Source organism: Haloglycomyces albus DSM 45210 (assembly GCF_000527155.1).
GTDB classification, from domain to species: domain Bacteria; phylum Actinomycetota; class Actinomycetes; order Mycobacteriales; family Micromonosporaceae; genus Haloglycomyces; species Haloglycomyces albus.
In genome coordinates this window covers 2,732,326-2,756,566 of the sequence record NZ_AZUQ01000001.1, presented here as the reverse complement: position 1 = coordinate 2,756,566, position 24,241 = coordinate 2,732,326, and the positions used below count along the sequence as shown (strand labels likewise).

The window sequence follows — 24,241 nt, the reverse complement described above, 5'->3', positions numbered from 1 at the left end:
AACGGGTAGGGCCGCTGGTTCAGGCACGAATTTCGGCCCTACCCGAGTCGGTAGGCACGTCTAGTTCGATTGACGTGCGTAGGCGAGTTTGGCCGGTAGACTCCACAGTTCCACGAACCCACGGGCGTGTTCCTGCTTGAAGCTGTCGCCCTCGTCGTACGTGGCCAGGTTGAAGTCGTACAGGCTCTGGTGGCTGTGACGCCCGGTGACGGTGGCCTTGCCGTGCTGCATGTGCAGCCGAATATCCCCGCTGACGTGGCGTTGCGTGTCGTCGATGAAGGATTCGAGACTGTTTTTCAACGGAGAGAACCACAGGCCGTCGTAGACCATTTCGCCCCACCGTTGATCGACGGTCCGCTTGAACCGAGCCTGCTCACGTTCGAGGGTGACGGCCTCCAACTCCATATGGGCGGTGATGAGCGCGATACCCGCCGGTGACTCGTAGACTTCTCTGCTCTTGATGCCGACAAGACGGTCTTCGACCATGTCGATCCGCCCAATACCTTGAGCACCGGCTCTGCGGTTGAGCTCATCGATGAGCTGGTAGGCGGTCTTGGTTTCCCCGTCCAAGGCGACCGGCCGCCCCTTATCGAAGGTAACGATGACTTCGTCGGGGTCGGCGGGTTCGGCCGGACTGTGACTGTACGAGTAGATGTCTTCGATCGGAGCGTTCCACAGGTCTTCGAGGAAACCGGTTTCCACCGCACGGCCCCACAGGTTTTGATCGATGGAGTACGGCGAAGAGGCGGTGACGTCGATCGGTAGGTTCTTCTCCTCGGCGAAAACGATGGCCTTGTCCCGCGTCCAGGCGAAGTCCCGCGCCGGAGCGACGATCTTCAGATCGGGTGCCAAGGCCGCGAGCCCCGCTTCGAAACGGACCTGGTCGTTTCCCTTCCCGGTACAGCCGTGGCTGACGATGGTGGCGTCGTGCTTTTCGGCGGCTTGAGCCAAATGCTTGACGATGAGCGGGCGCGACAGTGCCGACACGAGTGGATAGCGATCCATGTACAGGGCATTGGCGGACACCGCCGGGTAACAGTATTCGGCGGCGAATTCCTCACGAGCGTCGATGACCTCGGCGGCGACCGCTCCGCAACCAAGTGCGCGGTCGTGGACGGCTTCCAGGTCTTCTCCCCCTTGCCCGGCGTCGATGGCGACGGCGATGACTTCGGCGTCGAATTGCTCGGCGAGGTAGGGAATGGCGACTGACGTGTCGAGGCCTCCGGAGTAGGCGAGGACGATGCGTTCTGTCATGGGTCGGTTCCTTTACTGTTGTTCGGTGTGTCCGAACCTGTGTCCACTCGTGTCGCGACGCGGTCAGGTCCGGTGTGAATTCGGTTCTTCGGCCCACCCCAACATGCGGTCGGCGATGGTTTTCCCGCTGACGCCGTCTCGGGCGATGACGGCGACCGTGTCGTCACCGGCGATGGTGGCGATGATGTCGGTCAACCCGGATCGATCGATGGCGCTGGCGAGGTACTGTGCGGCCCCCGGCGGTACCCAGAGGACGGCGAGGTTTCCGGAGTGGTCGGCCCCGGTGAGGAGTTCGCGGAGGAGTCGAGTGAGACGGTCGGAGGGATGTTCGGTATCACGAAGCGGTCGACTGCCCTCGGGAAATATCGCGTAGACGGGTGTGGACCCGTCGGCACCGCGGACCTTGACCGCGCCGAGCGATTCGAGATCGCGCGACAACGTCGTCTGAGTGACGCTGTGTCCTTTATCAGCGATGAGGTCTTGCAATTCGGTCTGGCTGGACACCTCCTGTGAATTGATGATGTCGGTGATGAGAGCCAGCCGTGCGGCTTTGGTTGGCGACGTTGCCATCAGTGTTCTCCTATCAACCAAGTCAACAGCGCTTTGTGCGCATGCAGACGATTCTCCGCTTGATCGAAAACACGCGAAAAGGGGCCGTCGATAATGTCGTCTGTGATTTCCTCTCCACGGTGTGCCGGTAGACAGTGCAGAACGACGGCGTCAGGTGCCTCTGCGATGAGGGCGCGGTTGATCTGGTAGTCCCGCAGAGAGGTCAGCAGCTTGTCGTCATGCTGCTGTCCCATGGAATTCCAGGCGTCGGTGTAGAGGACATCGGCGTCGCGGACCGCGGCCCGCGGATCGGTGTGCAGTTGAACTGATCCGCCGGTGTGGGCGGCGATGTCATTGGCCTGCTGCACCAGTTCATCACCGGGGGAGAGCGCTTCAGGGGCGGCGAGGCGAATGTGAAGCCCGGCGGTGACTCCGGCGATGAGCAGTGAAGCGGCGACGTTATTGGACGCGTCACCGAGGTAGGTGAGGTGGGTTCCCGCCAGCGGACGGTGTTCGGCGATGGTCTGCAGGTCGGCGAGCACCTGGCACGGGTGCCGGCCGTCGGTGAGGGCGTTGACGACCGGAACGCTGGCGTGGTGCGCCAGTTCGGCAAGGCGTTGGTCTTCGTAGGTGCGCATGACGACGGCGTCGACGTAACGTGAAAGAACCCGGGCGGTGTCGGCGACCGTCTCGCCCCTGCCGAGTTGAGTGGTGGTGGCGTCAACGGAGACCGGGTGGCCCCCGAGCTGATGGACGGCGACGTCGAAGGAGATGCGGGTACGGGTGGAGGGCTTTTCAAAGACGAGTGCGACGCTTTTGCCGTCGAGGGGTCGAGCCGGTGCGGAACCGGACCCTTGTTTGTAGGCGGCGGCAAGCTCGAGCACCTCGGCCTGTTCGTCGCCGTTGAGGTCGGTGTCTGTGAGAAAGTGCGTCGGAGTGGTGTTCATGGCGTCTTTCCTTGAGCCGGATATTGGTCGAGAACGTCGGTCAGAGCGCTGGTGAACTGCTCGAGTTCGGCGGCGGTGATGCTGAGGGGCGGTGCGATCCGGATGACGTTGGGGCGAACCGGATTAGCCAGAATCCCCGCATTCCTCAGTTGACCGCAGACGTCGGCGGCGATGTCGGTGTCCAGGACGATGCCACGCCAGAGCGCTTCACCGCGTACCGCGATGACGGCGGGGTGGTTGTGAAGCCGATTCTCCAGTTTTCGCCCCAGTGTGTTGACGTTGTCGAAAAGGTCTTCTCGTTCGATGATGTCGATGACGGCGAGCGCGGCGGCACCGGCGATGGGGTTGCCGCCGAAGGTGGAGCCGTGGTCGCCGGCTTGGAAGACGTTCCCCCAGTCCCCGACGCCGATGGTGGCACCCATGGGGATTCCTCCGGCGAGACCTTTGGCGAGAGTGATGATATCGGGGGTGATGTCGGCGGCGTGATGAGCGAACCACCTCCCGGTCCGTCCGAATCCCGCCTGGATCTCATCGAGGATGAGAGCGCTGCCGTGTTCGTGGGTGAGCGCACGAGCGGTGTGAAGGAAGTCGGTGGAGGCGGGGACGACGCCCGCTTCGCCCTGGGTGGGTTCGAGAATCACGGCGGCGACGGTGTCGTCGACGGCGGCGGTGAGCGCGGCGGTGTCGCCGTACGGTACGAAGGTGGCTTCGATACCGAAGGGCGCGAACGGTTCGCGGATGCTTGCTTTACCGGTGACGGCGAGGGTGCCGAGGGTGCGTCCGTGGAAGGAGTTCTCGGCGGCGACGATGCGGGTTTTACCGTGGGGTTTTCCGGCTTTGAGGGCCAGTTTCAGGGCGGCTTCATTGGCTTCGGTTCCGGAATTGCTGAAGAACACGCGCCCGTCGGCTCCGGTGAGTTTCACGAGGGTTTCGGCCAGTTCCACTTCGGTGGGATGGAAGAAGAGGTTGGAGGTGTGGGCGATGGTGGCGGTCTGACGCACGACGGCTTCGACGTAGTCGGGGTGCCGGTGCCCGACGGTGGAGACGGCGATGCCGCCGATCATGTCGAGGTAGGTCCGTCCGTCGACGTCGGTGACGTGGCGGCCGTTTCCTGACGCCAGCGCCACGGGCGGTTGTCCGTAGGTGTCCATGAGGGCGTCGGCGTAGCGGTTTTGCAGTGCCGTTGTGGAGTCAGTCGTCATTGGGAATCACCATCGTTCCGATTCCTTTGTGGGTGAATACTTCCAGCAGGGTCGAGTGGGGGATGCGGCCGTCGATGACGTGGGCGGCGTCGGTGCCGCCTTTGACGGCGTGGAGGCAGGCTTCCATTTTGGGAATCATGCCGGACTGCAGTCGTGGCAGGAGCCCTCCAAGGTCGTCGGTATTGATCTCGCTGACCAGCGAATCTTTATCGGGCCAGTCGGTGTAGAGACCTTCGACGTCGGTGAGTATGACGAGTTTTTCGGCTCTGAGGGAGGCGGCGAGTGCGCCGGCGGCGGTGTCGGCGTTGAGGTTGTAGAGCACGCCGTCTTCGTCGAGGGCGACCGTCGAGATGACGGGTATCCGTCCGGCGGCGATGAGGTCGCCGACGGCGTCAGTGTTTACTCCGGCGACGTCTCCGACCCGACCGATGTCGACTTTTTCACCGTCGATGGTGGCCCACCGCCGTTTGGCGACGAACATTTGGGCGTCTTCCCCGCTCATTCCGACCGCGTAGGGGCCGTGACTGTTGATGAGCCCGACCAGTTCGCGGCCGACCTGCCCGACGAGGACCATGCGCACGACGTCGGCGGCCTCGGGAGTGGTGACGCGTAGGCCGCCTTTGAATTCACTGTCGATGCCGAGTTTGTCGAGCATGGCCGAGATCTGAGGTCCGCCGCCGTGAACGACGACCGGCTTCAGGCCGGCGTACCGCAGAAAGACCATGTCGGCGGCGAAGGCCGACTGCAGTTCGGGTTTGATCATGGCGTTACCGCCGTATTTCACCACTACGGTGGCGCCGTGGAATTCCTGGAGCCAGGGTAGGGCTTCGACGAGTGTTTCGGCCTTTTTCAGCGCGTCGTTGAGATTGTTGTTCACCGGTCACCTCAGGAGGAATAGGCGGAGTTTTCGTGTACGTAGTCGTGGCTGAGGTCGTTGGTCCACACCGTCGCGGTAGCCTCACCCGCGTTGAGGTTGACGGTGACGGCGACGTCGCGTGAGCTCAGGTCGACGAGATTCCGATCGGCGGCGGCGTAGCCGTTGCGACAGATCCACACGTCGTTGATCGCGACGTCGACCTGGTCGGGTTCGAAGATCGCGTCGGTGCAGCCGACGGCGGCGAGGATGCGTCCCCAGTTCGGGTCTTGCCCGAAGAAGGCGCATTTGACGAGGTTGTCGCGCGCGATCGCTCGCGCCGTTTCGACCGCGTCTGCCTCCGAGTCCGCTCCGGTGACGGTAATGGCGATGTCCTTGGTGGCACCCTCGGCGTCGGTGAGCATGCTTTGGGCGAGGGTGTGGCACACCTGTTGGAGTGCGGTGTTGAACTCGTCGACGTCGGGCGTGACGTCGACGGCTCCGGAGGACAGCAGGAGCACGGTGTCGTTGGTCGAGGTGGAGCCGTCGGAGTCGAGGCGGTCGAAGCTGTATTCACAGGCGGTGGCGAGCGCGGAGTCGGCGGCCAGCGCGTCGATCTTGGCGTCGGTGGTAATGACGGCGAGCATGGTCGCCAGGGAGGGGGCGAGCATGCCGGCTCCCTTTGCCATTGCTCCCATGGTCCAGTCTTCGCTTGAGCGGTAGACGGCCTCTTTGGCAGAGGTGTCGGTGGTGAGTATGGCGTTGGCGGCGGCCGATCCGCCCTCGGCGGTCAGCTCTTTGGCGGCCTGGTCGACGCCGGGCAGGAGTTGATCCATGTTCAGGCGTTCGCCGATAAGTCCAGTGGAGCAGACGGCAACGTCGATCGCTCCGCAATGGAGCTTGTCGGCCACCTTCTCAGCGGTTTTATGGGTGTCGGCGAATCCGTCCGGCCCGGTGCAGGCGTTGGCACCTCCGGAGTTGAGAACCACCGCGTGCAGGGACCCGGTGGTCATGACCTGACGCGTCCATTGCACTGGAGCGGCTTGAATGCGGTTCTTCGTGAATCGAGCCGCGGCCACTTGGCTGGGGCCCTGGTTGACAAGGAGGGCAAGGTCGGTCGCACCGGTGGATTTGAGTCCACTGGCCACCCCGGAGGCGAGGAACCCTTGCGGTTGCGTAACGGTCATGTTGTGTCCTTTGGTGTCGCGAGGTGCAATGGCGGTTCAGGGAGCGATCCCGTTGACGGTCAGACCGGTCGTCTCCGGCAGTCCGAGAAGGAGATTGAGGCACTGTACGACCTGACCGGATGCTCCTTTGCCGAGGTTGTCGACGGCGGAGGTGACGATCAGTCGACCCGAGTCCGCGTCCACCGTCGCTTGGAGTTGAGCGGAGTTGGTGCCCAAGACGGCTTTGGTGGACGGTTGCGCTCCTTCGGGCACGACATGCACGAACGGCTCGTCCTTGTAGGTGGTGAGCAGGAGGTCTCGGACGTCATCGGCGTCGATGTCGGGCGTCGCGGGGAGAGCGGTGACGGTGGCGAGAATGCCGCGCGGCATGGGTGCCAGTACCGGAGTGAGCGACAGGCCGGTGGCGCCGGTGGCCTGCTTGATTTCGGGTACATGCTGGTGCCGACCGGTCTTGTAACCGGTCAGAGATCCGGTCACTTCGCTGGCCAGTAGGCGCTTCACAGGGTTGTTGCCCGCTCCGGTCGTCCCGGACGCCGCGACGGTCACCACGTCGTGTTTCTGAGCGATTCCGCTGTGGAGCAAGGGAGCCAGGGCCAATATCGTGGCTACCGCGTAGCACCCGGTGGCGGCAACTCGCGTGGACGCCTGAATCCGCTCACGCTGTCCCGGCAGTTCCGGTAGCCCGTACGTCCAGCTGCCGGCGTGTGGCCCGGAATAGTATTTGGCCCATTGGTCGGCGTCGACAAGCCGGTGATCGGCTCCCAGGTCCACGATCGCCAGGTCGTCGGGAAGTTCAGCGGCCAATGCCGCCGACTGTCCATGCGGCAGGGTCATGACGACCGCGTCGGGGCGGGCCGCCTGGATGGTTTCACTACCGGTGGAGTCGAAGTATCGCTCGCTGAGCCCCGGCAGGTGCGGGTGCACCTCGGTCAACGCTTGACCGGCTTGGGTATGTGCGGTGGCGCAGGCCAGTTCCAGTTCGGGGTGGTCGCAGATGAGCCGTAGGGCCTCGCCTCCGGCGTAGCCGCTGGCTCCCGCGACCGCGATGCGATAAGTCACGTACTTCCTCCAATTGCATGTTTATGCGATAGATTGTATTAGTATGACATTGGCTGAGTCAAGAGAATATTTATGTGTCGCATGCCATAATTTATTGAAGCCCCAGCACAAGGAAGCGAGAAAGCATTCCGAAACTCCCATATACTGGACTTTGCGCCTCGGGTGACATCAAGCATGGCCACATCGGGGCTCGCGGTGTGATTTCTATTAGAAAACTTTGCTATTTCTTAGGTGTCCGCACTACAGTGAAGTTGGAAACCCTCATATCAACAGCCACAAGGACTTTCGTTCCCCACTACCACCACGCCACAATGGCCACTCCCCAACCGGACCGTGGAAACCTCACGACCACAGGCGATATCCATGTCTCAGATCTTTCTACCGACACCGCCCGACGACGGCGAAATATATTCCTACCTGGGGCCGCAGCAACGCTGGGTCCTACTCGGCATCGCCGTCTCCTACCTGTTCACCGCCACCTCGCTGTTCCTCTTCTCCCTACGTCATCCCCTGTTGTGGATGTTCCTCGTCGTTCTGGGAGCCAATATGATCGCTTGGTCCCTTGCTTTGTTGGACGGCCAACGGTCGCGCCGAACCACCCGGACGAGCCATCGGCTCCTCGTGCACGGGTACCGGCCACATCACTACCCGAGCGTCGACGTACTCCTACCCACCTGCGGCGAAGACTTCGACATCCTCCGCAACACCTACCGACACGTCGCGGCCATGCGATGGCACGGACCGATATCGGTCTACGTTCTCGACGACTCCGACCGACCCGAGGTCGCGGCGTTGGCCGCCACCTACGGCTTCCACTACGACGTCCGCGACGACCGGCCGCACCTCAAGAAGTCAGGCAACATCAACCACGGCTACCGCGTCTCGAACGGTGAATTCATCGCCGTCTTCGACGCCGACTTCTGCCCCCGCGACGACTTCCTCTACCACCTCATGCCGTACTTCGCCGATCCCGACACCGCGATCGTGCAGTCACCGCAATACTTCCGAACCACAGAAAGCATGGGGTGGTTGGAAAAAGCCGCCGGTGCCGCCCAAGAACTCTTCTATCGTTGGATTCAGCCCTCCCGCGACGCCGACCACGCCGCAATCTGCTGTGGATCCTGCGTCGTATACCGACGTCACGCGCTGCGACGTCTGGACGGCTTCCCCAGAATGGAGCACAGCGAGGACATGTTCACCTCCATTGAACTGTCGAAATTCGGCTGGCAGACGGCCTACGTTCCCGTCAACCTCGCCACCGGAGCCTCGCCCGATACCGTCACCGCCTACGTCAACCAGCAATACCGCTGGGCGATGGGTAATCTCGAGCTCCTGGTCGACCGCCGGTTCCATCGTCGCCGCATGCCGCTACGGACCCGCCTGTGCTTCTGGAACGGCTTTGCCTCCTACATCGTCAACGCCGTCAACGTCTTCGCCGTCCCCATACCAGCCATCATCATGGCCACCGCCTACGCCGACCAGGTACGCCCCTGGCACATGGTGGCCTTCATTCCCACGCTGTGGGTATGGTTCGTGCTGCTACCGGCCGCCCATAAAACCAAATGGCGCCTCAACGTCGTGCGCGCCCAACTGCTGTACAGCTACACCCACGTCGTAGCGATCTGGCACCTCATCCGAAAGCGCACCGCGTCATGGACTCCGACGGGAACGACCAAGAAACGCAATCGACTGGCGACCACCGTGGCCCGGCTGACCGTGGTGTGGTCCAGCATCACCCTGCTCAGCCTCTGGGGCTCACTGATATGGGCGGCCGCACAGTACGATCCCTACGCCTTTTGGCCCGCGGCCGTCTTTATCTGCATCCATACCGTCCTCCACGCCCCACTGATCGGAGCGGCATGGAAGACGCTACGGCCGGTTCCCGCCGAGCCACCCACCACCACCGACTCGCTCGCCCATCGGGAGAAAGCCCATGCAATCGCCAACTGACAAACCGCCGAGGTCACCGCACCAGCGCGGCTTCGCCCAGGGAACCGCCATCACCCTCCTACTCCTTTTGTTCACTCTGCTCGCCTCCGGAACAATGGACGGAATGCTCCCATGGACCACCTAAAACACAACGACCGCTTCCGAACCGACATCGAAGGGCTGCGGGGAGTCGCCGTGATCGGCGTGCTGCTTTTTCACGCCGGAGTTCCCTTCGCCCTCGGCGGTTACGTCGGGGTGGACGTCTTCTTCGTCGTATCCGGTTTCCTCATCACCGGACTGCTGATACGAGAGAAAGAACGCCACGGACGAATCAATCTGCCCGCCTTTTACGGACGCCGCGCTCGCCGTTTGCTGCCCGCCGCCACCACGGTTCTGGTCACCACCCTGGTGGCCGCGTGGTTTCTGCTGCCGCCTTTGCGTATTCGCGACATCGCCTGGGACGCCGTGACGTCGGCGCTGTCGGTGGCCAATTGGCGCTACATCGACCAGCAAACCGATTACCTGGCGGGACACAGTGAACCGTCGCCACTGCTGCACTTTTGGTCACTGGCGGTGGAGGAACAGTTCTACCTGCTGTGGGCACCGCTCGCCGCCGTGTGCGTCCTGACCGCACGATGGCGGCGAGCCTTGGCCGTCACCATTGCCGTGATCGCGGTCGTGTCCTTCCTCCTCAACCTGTGGTGGGTGGAGTCTTCTGGACCCCTCGCCTATTTCAGCACCCCGTCGCGTGCCTGGCAGTTCGCGGTCGGTGCGGCCTTGGCGCTGGTGCCGAGGTTCCTGGACGAGCAAGCCGCCTGGCTGAAACACTGTCTGGCCGCGCTGGCAACGGCGGGGCTGCTCACGGCGATGGTGTGGTTCGATGCCACGACCGCTTTCCCCGGTAGCGCCGCTCTACTCCCCACCCTGGCGGCCGCGCTCCTGATCGCGGTAGGACCGCAGTCCAATCGTCTACTGCGACTACCGGCCCTGCGATGGGCGGGACGAGTCTCCTTCGGTTGGTATCTCTGGCATTGGCCGGTGTTGATTCTGTTCCACGCCGCCTGGGGGCCACAACATTGGGCCGTCAATCTCCTCATCGTCGCCGTGGCGGTACTGCCGGCCTGGCTGACGCTCGTGACGGTGGAGCAGCCCATTAGATTCCACCAGCCGAGGTATCACCGCGTTTCGGCGGGACTCTCGGTCGGAGCGTCGTCCATGATCATTCCGGTGATCGTGGCACTGCTGGTAGGAAGTGGAGCCATGAAGGTTCTGGAACAGCAGGGTCAATGGACCGACCTGGATCCCGGAGGAAGCGGAAGTCGCTGGGAAGCGGGGCTGCCGGTGTCGACCGACCGCGAGCAACCGCTTTCGCCGTCCCCTTTGGAGGCGTCACAGGACTTTGGAACCGCCGGAGACTGTCAGCTCGAACCCACCGAGATAGAACACGACACATGCGTCCGGGGAGACGGAGACCGGATCGTCGTATTCGGTGATTCACACGCGTCCCAATGGTTGCCCGCGATTGAGGCCATCGCTCACGAACGGGACGCGGCGGTCGAGATCCTGACGAAATCCGGTTGCCCGGTGCCGTCCATGACGGTGCACAACGATCAGCTCGATCGCAGCTACACCGAATGCGACGACTGGAGAGAGGCCATGTTCAAGCGAATTGAGTCCGGTCCCCCGCCCGCTCTCATACTGGTAGCCTCTCTCAACCGCTACTCGGCCGACGCCGACGAGGTCACCTCCGCTTGGGAGACATCGCTGTCACGTCTGACCGACAGCGGCGCACCGGTCGCCTACCTGCGGGACACGCCGTATCCGGGATTCGACGTCCCCACCTGTCTATCGAACGATCCGAGCGACTGGGAATCCTGCGAATTTCCCCGCACCGACGGCCTGTGGCCCGACCCGACGGCAGAACGCATCGCCCAAGACGTATGGGACGACGTTCATTTGATCGACCTGTCGCCGACCCTGTGTTCCGCCGATACCTGTCCGTCGGTCGTGGACAACCTTCTGCTCTATCGCGACGAGTCACACTTGACCCAAGCGGCGGTCTCCCGCCTCACCGCACGTCTGGAGCACGAACTCGCCACCACGGGACTGGTCGCAGCGGACACGGCCGCCGTGACGACCGTCCAGCCCGGGGACGATTGGCGGATCGCCTTCCGCGACGACTTCGACCGAGACGCCGGAACCGGATTGAGCGAGGACTGGATCTACGACACGGGCACCTGTTACCCCGGATGTCCGGCACCCGATTGGGGAACCGGCGAAATCGCCGTCCACACCGATGAGATCGACAATGTTTCACACGACGGGAAGGGAAACCTGGCCATCACCCCGCGGCGCGACGCTCAAGGCCGGTGGACGTCCGGCCGGATCGAGACCGCACGCGATGATTTCGGTGCCGACTCGGAAGGAGTCGTGCGGCTCGAAGCGTCCTTGCGACTGCCAGACGTCGACGAATCCGACGGACTCGGGTACTGGTCGGCCTTCTGGGCGATGGGCGCCGATCTCCGTGACGGCTATACCGGATGGCCGGCCACCGGTGAAATCGACATGATGGAGAGCGTGAACGGCAACGGTTCGGTCTTCGGAGCACTGCATTGCGGGTCACTGGAAGACGGTCCCTGCCAGGAGGAAACCGGCGGACTCGGGTCACCGCCTCAGGACTGTTACAGCTGTTCGGAGTCCTTCCACCGCTATGCCGCCGAAATCGACCATGAAGTCGGTGAGGTGCGCTGGTATCTGGACGGTCGGCTGTTTCATTCGATCACACGCGACGATATCGGACCTCGGGCCTGGAGCGATGCCCTCGACCAAGGGGTGTTTTTGATCCTAAACGTCGCCATCGGCGGACAATTTCCCGATGCCTACCACGACGGCCCCGGATCGACCCCGGTGAGCGACACCGTCGACGGCAAATCCATGTTGATCGACTACGTGGCGGTCTACACGCACCCCTGAGAGCGGAGGTCGTTTCGCTGTCCCGCAAGCGGCGGTGCGACCTCCGATCGAGAACTGTCGGCAATCGGATTCGGCACCGTGCGCTGCTGCGAACCCCGTTTCGCAACGCACGGTTCATCAACCGTACACATTTACATTTACATGCTTATACTTTTATTTTACTCTCTAGTATGTCGTACCCAACGGTATGACAACAGGTGCGCCTACGCGCCAACACGACAGGGAGACGACACATGACACAATCCATTCGACGCCGCGCCATCGGTACAGTGGCGACCGGTGCGCTTGCCATCGGGGTGTTCGCCGCCACCGCCGCCACCGCACAGCCCAACGCCGACGGCCACGTTCTCAACGCCGAACATCCCGACGCCGTGTCCGGCTCTTATCTCGTCACCATGCAGGACGGACACACGGCACCGTCGATGTCGCGCTACAACGCGCAGGTGACCGAGAAATGGGATCTCGTCAACGGTTTCGCCGTCGACATGTCTCAGTCCGAAGCCGAGCGACTCGCCGCGCATCCACATGTGGACACCGTGGAAGCGAATATCGAGGTTGAACTGGACGAACCGTTCAGTTCGCAGGCCTCTCAGGACAACCCGTCGTCATGGGGAATCGATCGCATCGATCAGCGCAACCTTCCCCTGGACGATTCCTACGAGTACAATCGCACCGGAAACGGGGTGGACGCCTACATCGTCGACACCGGAGTCAACATCTCCCACAACGATTTCACCGGTCGCATGAAACCCGGATTCGACGCCGTCGACGGCGGGGACGGCTCCGACTGCCACGGGCACGGCACTCACGTCGCCGGAACCGTAGCGGGCTCCGAGTTCGGCGTGGCGAAGGAGGCCAACGTCGTTCCGGTGCGTGTCCTTGACTGTGAGGGTTCGGGAACCTCGGCTGACATTCTCAGTGGACTCGACTGGGTGGCCGACAACGCCAATGGTCCTTCAGTGGCTAATATGAGCTTGGGCGGCTTCATGAACAGCACTCTGGACGACGCCGTGCAGGGACTCATCGATTCCGGGGTAACAGTGGCCGTCGCCGCCGGTAACACCTCCTGGCTCCCCGCCTGTTGGCAGTCACCGGCCCGGGTCGCGGACGCCATTACCGTGGCCGCCAGTGACAATGCCGACGCCGCGGCGTCGTTTACCTCAAGCGGAAGCTGTGTCGACCTCTTCGCTCCCGGCGTCGACATTACGTCGGCGTGGATCGACGGTGACGACTCCACCTATGTGGCGAGTGGAACGTCCATGGCCTCCCCGCACGTCGCCGGAGGAGCCGCCCTGTACCTGGAAACGAACCCGGGAGCCTCGCCCAGCCAGGTCCACGGTGCGATCACCTCCAGCGCCACCTCAGGCGCCGTTTCCAACCCGGGAAGTGGAACACCGAACCTGCTCCTATACACAATGGACTGGTAGCCCGGTCGCTTCAAAAGCGCGATGACCTGAATACTCCCCGGTGGGCGGGATCGACATCCGTCGGTCCCGCCTATTTGTCGCCACCCTCATTGGACGTGCCGCGTACCTCTCGCGTCTCGGCCGTCATCGGTTCCACGTCGACCACACCTCTCCTCCGCCCCAACACGATCTCAACCGGGCCTTACACTAACCTTCTGGTATGTCACCCAATGGAACCGAAGTCCTCAATCCTATTGTGGCGCAATGCCGTCGCTGGTACGACTCCAGCCGATTCCAGTATCTGTCCATGGCCGTCATCATTCTCAACGGCCTCGTCCTCGGCGCGGTAACCTTCGAATCCGTCGCCACTCGGTGGGGCGCGGCCCTGGAACGCCTGGACAAGGTCTTTCTCGCGTTTTTCACCGTGGAAGTGGTCATTGGGCTTATCGCCTATGCGCCACGGACGTGGCGTTATTTCGCCAGCGGATGGAACATCTTCGACTTCACCATCGTCGTCGCCGCCTACATCCCCGGGTTGCGGGAAAACATCACCATCATTCGGCTCCTTCGCCTGGCGCGCATCGCTCGCCTCCTGCGCAATATCCCCAGCCTGCGCATCATCCTCGTCGCGGCGAAGAAGGCCGTTCCCAAGTCCGTCGGCCTCTTCGCCCTCATGGGCGTCATCATGTATCTCTGGGCGATGCTGGGTTGGATGGCCTTCGGAGAGGACAATCCGGAACAGTTCGGCTCCATCGGGCAGGCCTTGCTGACTCTCTTGCAGATGGTGGCACTTGACAGCATCGGCAATGTCATTCGGACGGCCATGGCCCACAGTCTCTGGGCGGTCCCCTACTGTCTGACGTTCATCGTCTTTGGAGCTTTTCTACTTCTCAACATCTTGATCGGTGTCGTACTGGCCTCCATGGAAGAGGCACAGAAAATCGAGGAAGAGAATTCCGGGATCGCCTGGGAGGCCTCGGACGACACCAAGCTCCTCCTGGCACGACTCGAGGAACTGCAGAACACGGTCGACCGACTGGCGGAGCGGCGAACTCCGGTCGACGGGGACGAATTGGAACGCGTCACCGCTCGCGACTAACGCTATTAAAGGAGTCGCTTCGCCCGGCATGCCTCACGGACGACGAGCGGGTGGCGGCGCAGACGCTGCCACCCGCTCGAACCGAACGACACCGAACGGTTAGGGAACCCCGGGAGGAATATTGTCGGACGGCATCCGACGCAACAGTCCTTCCTGGGTCGCCGAGGCAATGTGGTGTCCGTCGGCGGTAAAGAAACGACCCTGCGCCAGACCACGACCTTCCGAGGCGGTCGGCGAACTGGAGTCGTACAGCACCCAGTCGTCGACGCGGAACGGGCGGTGGAACCATAGGGCATGGTCCAGACTCGAGCCGAGGAATCCGCCGGGACCCCATACCTCGCCGTGTCGGTTCAAAACGGTGTCGAGGAGGGTTAGATCCGAGGCGTAGGTGAGGACGCAGACGTGGATGAGCGGGTCGTCGGGTAGCTTGCCGTCGGCTCGCATCCAGACGCGCTGGCGCGATTCGGCGGGGCGGTCACCTTGCGGGGCAAATCCCGACGTTCCGACGTAACGCACGTCGATGGGGCGAGGTATACGCGCCCAGATGCCCAGGCGTTCGGGATGGGTCTGCAGGCGCTCCTGCAGTGTGGGTACCTCTTCGGGCGGTGGGATGTCGTCGGTGGGCCCACCTTCCTCGTGTTCCAGTCCCTGTTCACCACGGTGGAACGACGCCGACATGAAGAAGATCGTCTTCCCACCTTGTTTGGCCACGGTTCGCCGCACTGAGAAGGAGCGACCGTCGCGAATGTTCTCCACTTCGTACACAATGGGGCGTTCGGCATCGCCTGGGCGGACGAAATAGCCGTGCAGCGAATGCACATGGCGGTCCCCTGAGACGGTACGACCGGCCGCCACCAGTGCCTGACCGGCGACTTGTCCACCGAACACGCGCTGTGGGCCGACTTTCGCCTTAGGACCGCGGAACAGGTCACTGTCGATCTCTTCGAGATCCAGTACGGCCAGCATGTCATCGACCGCTTCTTGTCCGACGAGCACTTCTGGTACCACGTTAACTTCCTATCTGATGTACACGCACTGTGTTGGTCGATCCCGGCTTTCCGGGCGGCGACCCGGCCACAATGACGACAGTGTCTCCTATCTCGGCGAGGCCGTTGCTCTGCATGGCCTGATCCACCTGCTGGAACATGGCGTCGGTGTGATCGACGTACTCCACAATATAAGCCTTCGTTCCCCACGACAGTGCCATCTGGTTGCGCACCGATTCGATCGGGGTGAATCCGATGATCGGAATGTCGGGCTTCAGGCGCGCCAGCCGTCGGATGGTGTCGCCGGTCTGCGTGAACGCACACAGTGCCTTGGCGTCCAGAGCATCGGCGATCTGCCAGGCTGCCGCCGTCACGGCACCGGGTTTGGTACGCGGATCATGATCCAAGGTGTCGAAGGACATCGGCCCGTCCTCTGTGGTGCGCACGATCCTCGACATGGTACGTACCGTGCCGATAGGGTACTTGCCCACCGAGGTCTCCCCCGACAACATGACCGCGTCGGTACCGTCCAAAACGGCATTGGCGACGTCGGATACCTCCGCGCGGGTCGGGCGGGCGTTCTCGATCATCGAATCCAACATCTGCGTGGCGACGATGACCGGTTTGGCGTTGGCGCGCGCCAGCCGGATGATCTGCTTCTGCACCAATGGAACCTCGTCCAAGGGCATCTCCACGCCCAGGTCCCCGCGAGCGACCATCATGCCGTCGAAGGCGAGGACGATCTCCTCCAACCTCTCCACGGCCTCCGGTTTCTCCACCTTCGCGATGATGGGGCGTCGCACCCCGACCTCGTCCATCACACGGTGGCCCTGCCGCACGTCGTGAGGATGACGTACAAAGGACATCGCGATCAAGTCCACTCCCAGGTTCAGGGCGAACTTCATGTCCTCGATGTCCTTTTCCGACAAGGCGGGAACGGAGATGTTGACATTGGGAAGCGACAGTCCCTTATGGTTGGATACCGGTCCACCCTCTACCACCAGGAGATGGATGTCGTTTCCCTCGACCCCGGTCACCTCCAGGGCCAGTTTTCCGTCGTCCACCAAGAGCCGATCGCCGATGGTGACTTCCTGCGGCAGTTTCTTGTACGTGCAGGACACACGCTCGGCCGTTCCCTCCACCTCGTCAGAGGTGATGGTGACGTGGTCACCGGTGTTCCAGGAAACCTCTCCATCGGCAAAGGTACCGAGTCGGATCTTCGGCCCCTGCATGTCAGCCAGAATCGCGACCGGCTTGCCCGCGACTCGCGAGGCCTCGCGTACCATCTGGTACACCGCTTCATGATCGGCGCGCGACCCATGGCTGAAGTTCATGCGGGCCACATTCATCCCCGCATTGATGAGGGCGTTCATGCGGTCCGGCGTGGCCGTGGCCGGACCTATCGTACATACTATTTTTGCTCTACGTGTCACTCTTGCCAGTCTATGCCACATTCGGCTCCGGTGGCCGACTCCAAACGCTCTAAGAGGCCAAGTTCACGGCGGAATTTTTGCCACAATACCTAAGTTGACCTGCACAAATATTGCACGCATTTCTAGGGCCGTCGGTAATTCCGACGGCCCTAGAAATGCGGATTTCACGATTGTGCCTACCGCCCGATGACCGGTCTCCTCGACCGGCACGGGTGCTCCCGATCGGGGAGCACGACTACAGGCTCAGGTCACGAGTGCCCGGGCGCACCGGCGCGGGCAACTCGGCGTTGGAACTCAGGTGGTTATGAGCGGCAGCGGCGGCCGCTCGTCCCTCGGCGATGGCCCACACGATCAACGAGGCGCCCCGCTGCGCGTCCCCGGCCACGAAGACCCCCGGCGTGTCGGTCTGCCAATCGTCGTCACAGTCGATCACGTTGCGCGCATTGCGTTCCAACCCCAGCTGCGGAAGCATGGGCTGGTCCTCGGTTCCGGAGAATCCGATCGCCAACAGAACCAGATCAGCCGGTACCGTACGCTGCGTTCCCTCTACGGGATTCACGATGCGTTTCCCAGTGGATTTGTCGACCGTCACCTCGCTCATGCGCATCTGGCGCACATGGCCGTCGTCGTCACCGATGAACTCCAGAGCGGCGGCGCCGAAGTTTCGCTCCCCGCCTTCCTCGTGAGCAGGATAGTTGCGCACGACCAACGGCCACGTCGGCCACGGGTCTTTGACCCCGGTACGAGTTTCGGGCGGCATGGGATACAGATCCAACTGTCGCACCGAAGCGGCTCCCTGGCGGTGCGCGGTTCCCAGGCAATCCGCACCCGTATCGCCGCCACCGATAATGATGACGTGCTTGTCCTTCGCGTCGATCCCGGCGAAGGGAACGCGTCCGGCCTGCACTCGATTGGCTTCGGTCAAATGCTCCATGGCCTGGTGAATCCCGGTCAGTTCACGCCCCGGCTGATCGGTCTCGCGCGGTTCCAGCGCACCGGTGGCGATCACGACCGCATCATGGAAGTCACGAATCTCGTCGGCGGAGACGTCCACGCCTACGTTCACACCGCAGGCGAACTCCACCCCTTCGGCCTCCATCTGCTTGATGCGCCGATCGATCAGATGCTTTTCCAACTTGAAGTCAGGGATGCCGTATCGCAGCAGACCGCCGGGAGCATCATCCCGCTCGTAGACGATCACCGCGTGCCCCGCCCGCGCCAGCTGCTGTGCGGCGGCCAATCCGGCCGGGCCCGAGCCGATGACGGCTACCAGTTTGCCCGTGCGATGTTCCGACGGCTGCGGGGTGAAGGGCTCATCGGTTCCACCGTGATCGGCGATGGCCTGCTCCATCGTCTTAATCGACACCGGATCGTCTCCGATCCCCAAAACACAGGCCCCTTCACACGGTGCCGGGCACAGTCGCCCGGTGAACTCGGGGAAGTTATTGGTGGCGTGCAGCTGATTCAGCGCTTCGTCCCATTGTCCGACACGGGCCAGGTCGTTCCACTCCGGAATCCGGTTCCCCAGGGGACACCCGTTATGGCAGAAGGGAATACCGCAGTCCATGCATCGAGAAGCCTGCTCGTGCAGCAATTCGTCATCCGGCTTTTCATATACCTCACGCCAATCGCGCAGGCGGATCGGCACCGGCCGACGTGGGGCGTTTTTGCGGGGATATTCCATGAAGCCACTGGGATTAGGCATGGGCGGTCTCCTTCGCTTGTTGGGCGAGTACCGCTTTGTACTCGGTGGGGATGACTTTGGTGAACGCACGACGGGACTGCTGCCAGGTCTGCAGCAACTGGTTGGCCAAGGGAGACCCCGTCTCCTCCACGTGGGTCAACAGCGTGGAACGCAGGAAGTCCTCATCGTCCTCGTCCAGGCTCTCGCATTCCACCAGAGCCAGATTCGTCTTCGCCTCGTCCAGCCGCCAGACATAGGCGATACCACCGCTCATTCCGGCAGCGAAGTTACGTCCGGTCGCTCCCAAAACGACCACCCGGCCGCCGGTCATGTACTCACAACCGTGATCGCCCACGCCTTCGACGACGGCGACGGCACCGGAGTTACGCACGGCGAACCGCTCCCCGACCGAACCGGAGATGAAAGCCTCGCCACCGGTCGCTCCGTACAAAAGCGTATTACCGGCAATGATGTTGGTCTGCCGGTTGAACGTCGCCGCCTCGTCCGGCCGCAGGCTCAATCGACCGCCGCTCAGACCCTTACCGACATAGTCGTTGGCGTCGCCCTTGAGACGGAACGTCGCCCCTTGCGGTAGAAAGGCACCGAAGGACTGACCGGCCGAACCCCGGAATCCGATGTCGATGGTGTCGTCGGGCAAGGGATCGTCGCTGCGGCTACGGGCCACCGCCGCACCGAGCAAAGCTCCCACGGAGCGATCCCGGTTGGTGATGGACAGTTCGGTACTCACCGGAGTGCCCTCCGCGATGGCGGAACCACTGAGGTCGACGACATGTTGGCCCATCGTCGTCTCCACCCCGTGTTCCTGACCACGCAATTGCGAGCGCGGTCCCGCCTGTGGTTCTTCGAGGACCAGTCCGAGGTCGATGCGGCTGCTCTGGTCGTCGCGTTCACGTTGTTTCAGGCGATTGACCTGGCCGATTGCTTCATCGAGACTGCGGTAGCCCAGGGCGGCGAGGTTTTCGCGGACTTCTTGGGCGATGTAGCGGAAGAAGTTCTCCACGAACTCGGGCTGACCGTTGAAGCGTTTCCGCAGTTCGGGGTTTTGGGTCGCGACTCCGACCGGGCAGGTGTCGAGGTGGCAGACGCGCATCATGACACAGCCGGAGACGATCAACGGGGCGGTGGCGAAGCCGTATCCTTCGGCGCCCAGAAGAGCGGCGATGACGACGTCACGTCCCGTCTTCATGGCGCCGTCCACTTCGAGGCGGACGCGGTCCCGAAGTCCGTTGCGCACCAGGGTCTGCTGGGCTTCGGCCAGACCGACCTCCCAGGGGGTTCCGGCGTGTTTGACCGAGTTGGCGGGTGCGGCGCCGGTGCCGCCGTCGTAGCCGGACACCAGGATCGAGTCCGCCTTGGCCTTTGACACTCCGGCGGCGACGGTGCCCACACCGACTTCGCTGACGAGTTTGACCTGGACCTCGGCGGTTCCTCCCCCGGCGTGCTTCAGGTCGTAGATGAGTTGCGCCAGGTCTTCGATCGAGTAGATGTCGTGGTGCGGGGGCGGTGAAATCAATCCCACGCCCGGGGTGGCGTTTCGCGTGGAGGCGATCCAGGGGTGAACCTTCTTCCCGGGCAGTTGTCCACCTTCACCGGGTTTGGCCCCTTGCGCCATTTTGATCTGGATGGCGTCGGCGGTGGCCAGGTATTCGGCCGTCACTCCGAAACGCCCGGACGCGACCTGTTTGATGGCGGAGCGTCGTTCGGGATCGTAGAGGCGCTCGCGGGATTCGCCGCCCTCTCCCGAGTTGGAGCGACCGCCGAGTCGGTTCATGGCGATCGCGAGGGTTTCATGGGATTCGGCGGACAGTGCTCCGTAGGACATCGCTCCGGTGTGAAAACGTTTGACGATGTCTTCGACCGGTTCGACCTCGTCGATGCCGATGGCGGGGCGGGTGCCGTGTTCGAAGTCGAGGAGCCCGCGCAGCAGCCCGTTGTCGCCGGCCAGGTTGTCGACTTCCCGCGTGTAGCGTTTGAAGACGTCGTACTGTCCGGCTTTGGTGGAGTGCTGTAGGAGGAAGACGGTTTCGGGGTTGAACAGGTGTTTTTCCCCGTCACGCCGCCATTGGTATTCGCCTCCCGGCGGCAGGGGCTCGGCTTCCACGTCGGTGACTTGGCTATAAGCGTCTCGATGTCGGGTGGCGACGGCCTTGGCGATGGTGGACATGCCGATTCCGCCGATGCGGGAGGCGGTTCCCTTGAAGTAGCGGTCTACGAAGTCGGCGTCGAGTCCGACGGCTTCGAATACCTGCGCGCCGGTGTAGGAGGCCACCGTGGATATCCCCATTTTGGACATCACTTTGACGATGCCTTTGACCAGTCCCTGAATGTAGTTTTCCACGGCCTGTTCCGGGGCCTCGTCGAGGCTTCCGGTGGAGCACATGTTTTCGATGGAGTCGAAGGCCAGGTAGGGGTTGACCGCGGCGGCACCGTAGCCCAGGAGCACTGAGGCGTGGTGCACGGTGCGGCAGTCGCCGCTTTCGACGACCAACGCCACCTTGGTTCGAGTCTGTTCGGCCACCAGGTGCTGGTGTACGGCCGCCGTCAACAGTAGGGACGGGATGGGGGCCAGGTCGGCGTTGGAGTCCCGATCGGACAGTACGAGGATGCGTACTCCGTCTTCGATGGCTTCGGAGACGTGGCGGCGGATTTCCACGAGCCGTTCGCGCATGCCTCGAGCGCCGTGCCTGGCTTTGTACAGCCCGGAGACGCGGACGGCCTTCAATCTGGAGTGGTCGCCGTCATCGTCGATGCGCAGGATCTTGGCGAGTTCGTCGTTGTCGATGACCGGGCGAGGCAATTCGATTTGCCGACAGGAGTGCGGTCCCGGTTCGAGGATGTTGCCTTCCGGACCGATGAGGGTACCGGTGGCGGTCACCATCTGCTCGCGGATCGCGTCCAGCGGCGGGTTGGTGACCTGTGCGAACAGTTGGGTGAAGTAGTCGGCCAACTGTTTGGGGCGTTGGGAGAGCCCGGCGATGGGAGTGTCGCTTCCCATGGAGACGACCGGTTCGGCGCCGGTAGTGGCCATGGGGCCGAGAAGCAGACGCATTTCCTCGTCGGTGTATCCGAAGGTGCGTTGTTGTCGGCGCAAGGATTCGGTGTTGAAGACGACGCGCTTGCGTTCGGGGAGTTCTTCGAGTCGGGTGAGGCCTTCTTCCAGCCAGTCTCCGTACGGGTGTTGACAGGCGAGACCGTGCTTGATTTCGTCGTCGTCGACGAGCTGACCTTTAGCGATGTCGGCCAGGAACATTCGCCCCGGTTCCAGGCGTCCCTTCGCGACGACGTCGCCGGGTGGCACGTCGACCACTCCGACTTCGGAGGAGAGGATGACGATGTCGTCGGAGGTTCGCCACCAGCGTGCCGGACGCAGTCCGTTACGGTCGAGGACCGCGCCGATCTGCGTTCCGTCGGTGAAGGTGACGCAGGCGGGTCCGTCCCAGGGTTCCATGATGGAGGAATGGTAGCGATAAAAGTCGCGTCGCTTGGGGTCCATGTGCGGGTTGCCTTCCCAGGCTTCCGGCATCATCATCAGCATGGCGTGGGGAAGGCTGCGTCCGCCGAGGTGCAGGAGTTCGACGACTTCGTCGAAGTTGAGGGAGTCCGATCCACCGGGCGTGGCGATGGGAAAGAGGCGACGAAGGCGCCCGGGAATGGTGCCGGTGGCCAGTTCGGCCTGGCGCGCGGTAATCCAGTTGCGGTTTCCTCGAATGGTGTTGATTTCACCGTTGTGGGCGACCATCCGGTAGGGGTGGGCCAAGTCCCACGAGGGGAACGTATTGGTGGAGAAGCGGGAGTGGACCAGGCCGATGGCGCTGGACAGTCGCTTATCACGCAGATCGGGGTAATAGACGGCGACCTGCGCCGGCGTCAGCATGCCCTTGTAGGTCATGGTGCGTGCCGACAGCGAAATGACGGCGGCGCGTTCCAGGGCACGTTCCCGTAGTTCTCGTTCGGCCTGTTTCCGTACCGCGTAGACGATCCGATCGAGATCGAGGTCGGAGACGTCGCGACCGGCGGCGGTCACGAACACCTGACTGACGCGGGGAGCCGTGGCGCGGGAGGCGCTGCCGAGCTCGGTCATGTCGGTGGGGACGTCACGCCAACCGAGCACCTCACACCCTTCGGAGCGGGCGTATTTTTCCACGACGGCGCGCACGGCCGCACAGGCGTCGTCGGCATGGTCGCTGAAGACGAGCCCGGTGGCGTAAAAGCCCATGGGGGGAAGCTCGATGTCGGACACGGCACGCAGGAAGGAGTCGGGAACCTGCAGGAGAATGCCCGCTCCGTCTCCTGAGTCCGGGTCGGGTGCGGTCGCCCCACGGTGCTCCATTCGTTCGAGAGCGCCCAGTGCGTCGGCCACGAGTTTATGACTGCCGCGCCCCGTCAGGTCGGCAAGGAAGGCCACTCCGCACGCGTCGTGCTCCTGCGCAGGGTCGTACAGACCGGAACGCGGGATCTCCGAACCCTCACGGGAATCGTCGTTCTGGTGGCTTTTGAATGCGGATACAGCGCGCAAGCAGGGCCTCCTCGTCGTCGTCAGCGCACCCGATCGGGGAGATCAGGCTCGGTACTTGATCGATACGGGACGACGTCGGCCCGTTCCTTGGCTTACGTGAATACAGTTCAAACCGCTAGCGTGTCTTGTGAGTGTAATCCATGGCTCATCGTAATGAAACACGGGTCCTACGATGCGGACATCGGTTGCACTTCACTCTCGTCCTTATCGCCGGTGACAAGGACAAGTTACTCACCAGTTAACTTCGTGGCCCCTCCACCATACTATGGTCCGAAATACGAACGACGCCCCTATCAGGCATGTGTTGCAACCTCATAAGCTTAGGTAGTAAATACATCTGTCCATCCGCCCACGGAGCTCAGCGATGACGTACCCGCCACAACCGCATTCGTCCCCGGACCCCTCACAGCCACCGAGTGGGTCGCAGCATTACACCACGGACCCCTACCACCCACAACAGCCCCATTATCCGAATTCGGCAGGCGGCCACGGTGTCACCTCCCCCGCCGGGGGCTACGCCCCCTCACCGATGGGAGGAGCCCCCGGAGGGCCACCTGGAGGACCACCTCAGGGCCCTTATCAATATTCCGCCCCGTCCGGACCGCCTCCGGGAAACAACTCCAGCATCGGACTTGTCCTCACCCTGGGCGTGATCGCACTCACCGTTATCGTGGGCGGAATCGTCACCATGGTGGCCCTCAACGCCTCCGACGACAACGACACCGCCACCGACGACCCCTCCACCTCGACCGACGACGAGAGCCCGGAAACCGATCCTTCCTCCGAGGAGCCCGATCCCACGCCGAGTGCGCAGGTGTCCGAGGACGACGAGCCCGACATCGAGGTACGTCTTCCCCGCGTCGACGAATGCATCACCGACAGCATCGAGACGATCGAAGTCATCGACTGCGACCACCCGGACGCGGCGTTCATCATCGTCAAGAGGGTGGACGACCCTGAGGACCCCGATCCTTCGGACTCCACCCACTATGAAGCCGCCGTGGAGGCCTGTTCCGACACCGACTGGGCCGACTACGTCTATCAGGACACCTCCCTGGCGAGCGGGGAGGAATGGGATCCGGACGAGCACCAGCTCCTTCGCATTCTTTGCGCGGAGTACAACGACTGACCGGAGCCGTCCCG

The 24,241-nt window shown here is 62.9% G+C and carries 17 protein-coding genes; 6 read left to right on the top strand and 11 right to left on the bottom strand.

The features are described 5' to 3' along the window. Positions 1-60: 60 nt before the first annotated feature. The 7 genes from HALAL_RS0112715 to argC all read right to left on the bottom strand — a co-directional run bounded on the left by HALAL_RS0112715 (position 61) and on the right by argC (position 7,051). Complete coding sequence (locus tag HALAL_RS0112715; protein ID WP_025274364.1) at positions 61-1,254, bottom strand: argininosuccinate synthase; 1,194 nt, start codon at positions 1,252-1,254, stop codon at positions 61-63. A 63-nt stretch (positions 1,255-1,317) separates the two neighbouring features. Beyond that, positions 1,318-1,824, bottom strand: a complete 507-nt coding sequence (locus HALAL_RS0112710) for an arginine repressor (RefSeq protein WP_025274363.1) — start codon at positions 1,822-1,824, stop codon at positions 1,318-1,320. After that, positions 1,824-2,750 carry an ornithine carbamoyltransferase gene (argF, locus tag HALAL_RS0112705; RefSeq protein WP_025274362.1) on the bottom strand — a complete coding sequence of 309 codons (927 nt, stop codon included), beginning with the start codon at positions 2,748-2,750 and terminating at the stop codon, positions 1,824-1,826. The genes HALAL_RS0112710 and argF overlap by 1 nt, the downstream gene beginning before the upstream one ends. Next, positions 2,747-3,952, bottom strand: coding sequence for an acetylornithine transaminase (locus HALAL_RS0112700; protein ID WP_025274361.1), 1,206 nt, complete (start codon positions 3,950-3,952; stop codon positions 2,747-2,749). Before HALAL_RS0112700 ends, argF begins: the two co-directional genes overlap by 4 nt. Then, a complete protein-coding gene (argB, locus tag HALAL_RS0112695) occupies positions 3,942-4,829 on the bottom strand; it encodes an acetylglutamate kinase (protein ID WP_025274360.1) in 888 nt (295 codons plus the stop codon). The genes HALAL_RS0112700 and argB overlap by 11 nt, the downstream gene beginning before the upstream one ends. A gap of 8 nt (positions 4,830-4,837) precedes the next feature. Further along, positions 4,838-5,992 carry a bifunctional glutamate N-acetyltransferase/amino-acid acetyltransferase ArgJ gene (gene argJ / locus HALAL_RS0112690; RefSeq protein WP_025274359.1) on the bottom strand — a complete coding sequence of 385 codons (1,155 nt, stop codon included), beginning with the start codon at positions 5,990-5,992 and terminating at the stop codon, positions 4,838-4,840. A gap of 36 nt (positions 5,993-6,028) precedes the next feature. After that, a complete protein-coding gene (gene argC, locus HALAL_RS0112685; protein WP_025274358.1) occupies positions 6,029-7,051 on the bottom strand; it encodes an N-acetyl-gamma-glutamyl-phosphate reductase in 1,023 nt (340 codons plus the stop codon). Positions 7,052-7,414: 363 nt separating this feature from the next. Here argC and HALAL_RS0112680 point away from each other — a divergent pair, with 363 nt between their 5' ends. The 5 genes from HALAL_RS0112680 to HALAL_RS0112665 all read left to right on the top strand — a co-directional run bounded on the left by HALAL_RS0112680 (position 7,415) and on the right by HALAL_RS0112665 (position 14,458). Further along, positions 7,415-9,001 carry a glycosyltransferase family 2 protein gene (locus HALAL_RS0112680; RefSeq protein ID WP_156937741.1) on the top strand — a complete coding sequence of 529 codons (1,587 nt, stop codon included), beginning with the start codon at positions 7,415-7,417 and terminating at the stop codon, positions 8,999-9,001. Next, positions 8,985-9,125, top strand: a complete 141-nt coding sequence (locus tag HALAL_RS18690; RefSeq protein ID WP_156937740.1) for a hypothetical protein — start codon at positions 8,985-8,987, stop codon at positions 9,123-9,125. Before HALAL_RS0112680 ends, HALAL_RS18690 begins: the two co-directional genes overlap by 17 nt. Beyond that, a complete protein-coding gene (locus HALAL_RS0112675) occupies positions 9,113-11,953 on the top strand; it encodes an SGNH hydrolase domain-containing protein (protein ID WP_025274357.1) in 2,841 nt (946 codons plus the stop codon). The genes HALAL_RS18690 and HALAL_RS0112675 overlap by 13 nt, the downstream gene beginning before the upstream one ends. A 233-nt stretch (positions 11,954-12,186) precedes the next feature. Further along, positions 12,187-13,380 (top strand): S8 family peptidase, encoded by a 1,194-nt coding sequence (locus HALAL_RS0112670; protein ID WP_025274356.1) that lies wholly within the window; start codon positions 12,187-12,189, stop codon positions 13,378-13,380. A gap of 199 nt (positions 13,381-13,579) precedes the next feature. Further along, positions 13,580-14,458 (top strand): ion transporter, encoded by an 879-nt coding sequence (locus HALAL_RS0112665; protein ID WP_025274355.1) that lies wholly within the window; start codon positions 13,580-13,582, stop codon positions 14,456-14,458. 99 nt (positions 14,459-14,557) lie between these two features. Here HALAL_RS0112665 and HALAL_RS0112660 read toward each other — a convergent pair whose 3' ends face one another. The 4 genes from HALAL_RS0112660 to gltB all read right to left on the bottom strand — a co-directional run bounded on the left by HALAL_RS0112660 (position 14,558) and on the right by gltB (position 23,038). Further along, the gene (locus HALAL_RS0112660; RefSeq protein ID WP_051463085.1) at positions 14,558-15,424 is read right to left on the bottom strand and encodes an acyl-CoA thioesterase domain-containing protein; all 867 of its coding nucleotides are present in this window, start codon (positions 15,422-15,424) and stop codon (positions 14,558-14,560) included. A gap of 43 nt (positions 15,425-15,467) precedes the next feature. Beyond that, positions 15,468-16,898, bottom strand: coding sequence for a pyruvate kinase (gene pyk, locus HALAL_RS0112655; RefSeq protein ID WP_084472001.1), 1,431 nt, complete (start codon positions 16,896-16,898; stop codon positions 15,468-15,470). A gap of 214 nt (positions 16,899-17,112) precedes the next feature. Next, entirely contained in the window at positions 17,113-18,582 is a 1,470-nt protein-coding gene (locus HALAL_RS0112650) for a glutamate synthase subunit beta (RefSeq protein ID WP_025274352.1), read from the bottom strand. Beyond that, positions 18,575-23,038 carry a glutamate synthase large subunit gene (gltB, locus tag HALAL_RS0112645; protein ID WP_035535525.1) on the bottom strand — a complete coding sequence of 1,488 codons (4,464 nt, stop codon included), beginning with the start codon at positions 23,036-23,038 and terminating at the stop codon, positions 18,575-18,577. The genes HALAL_RS0112650 and gltB overlap by 8 nt, the downstream gene beginning before the upstream one ends. A gap of 424 nt (positions 23,039-23,462) precedes the next feature. Between gltB and HALAL_RS18685 the strand changes: the two genes are divergently transcribed. Then, on the top strand, positions 23,463-24,227 hold the full coding sequence (locus tag HALAL_RS18685; protein ID WP_156937739.1) for a hypothetical protein: 765 nt from the start codon (positions 23,463-23,465) through the stop codon (positions 24,225-24,227). The last annotated feature ends 14 nt before the right edge of the window (positions 24,228-24,241 follow it).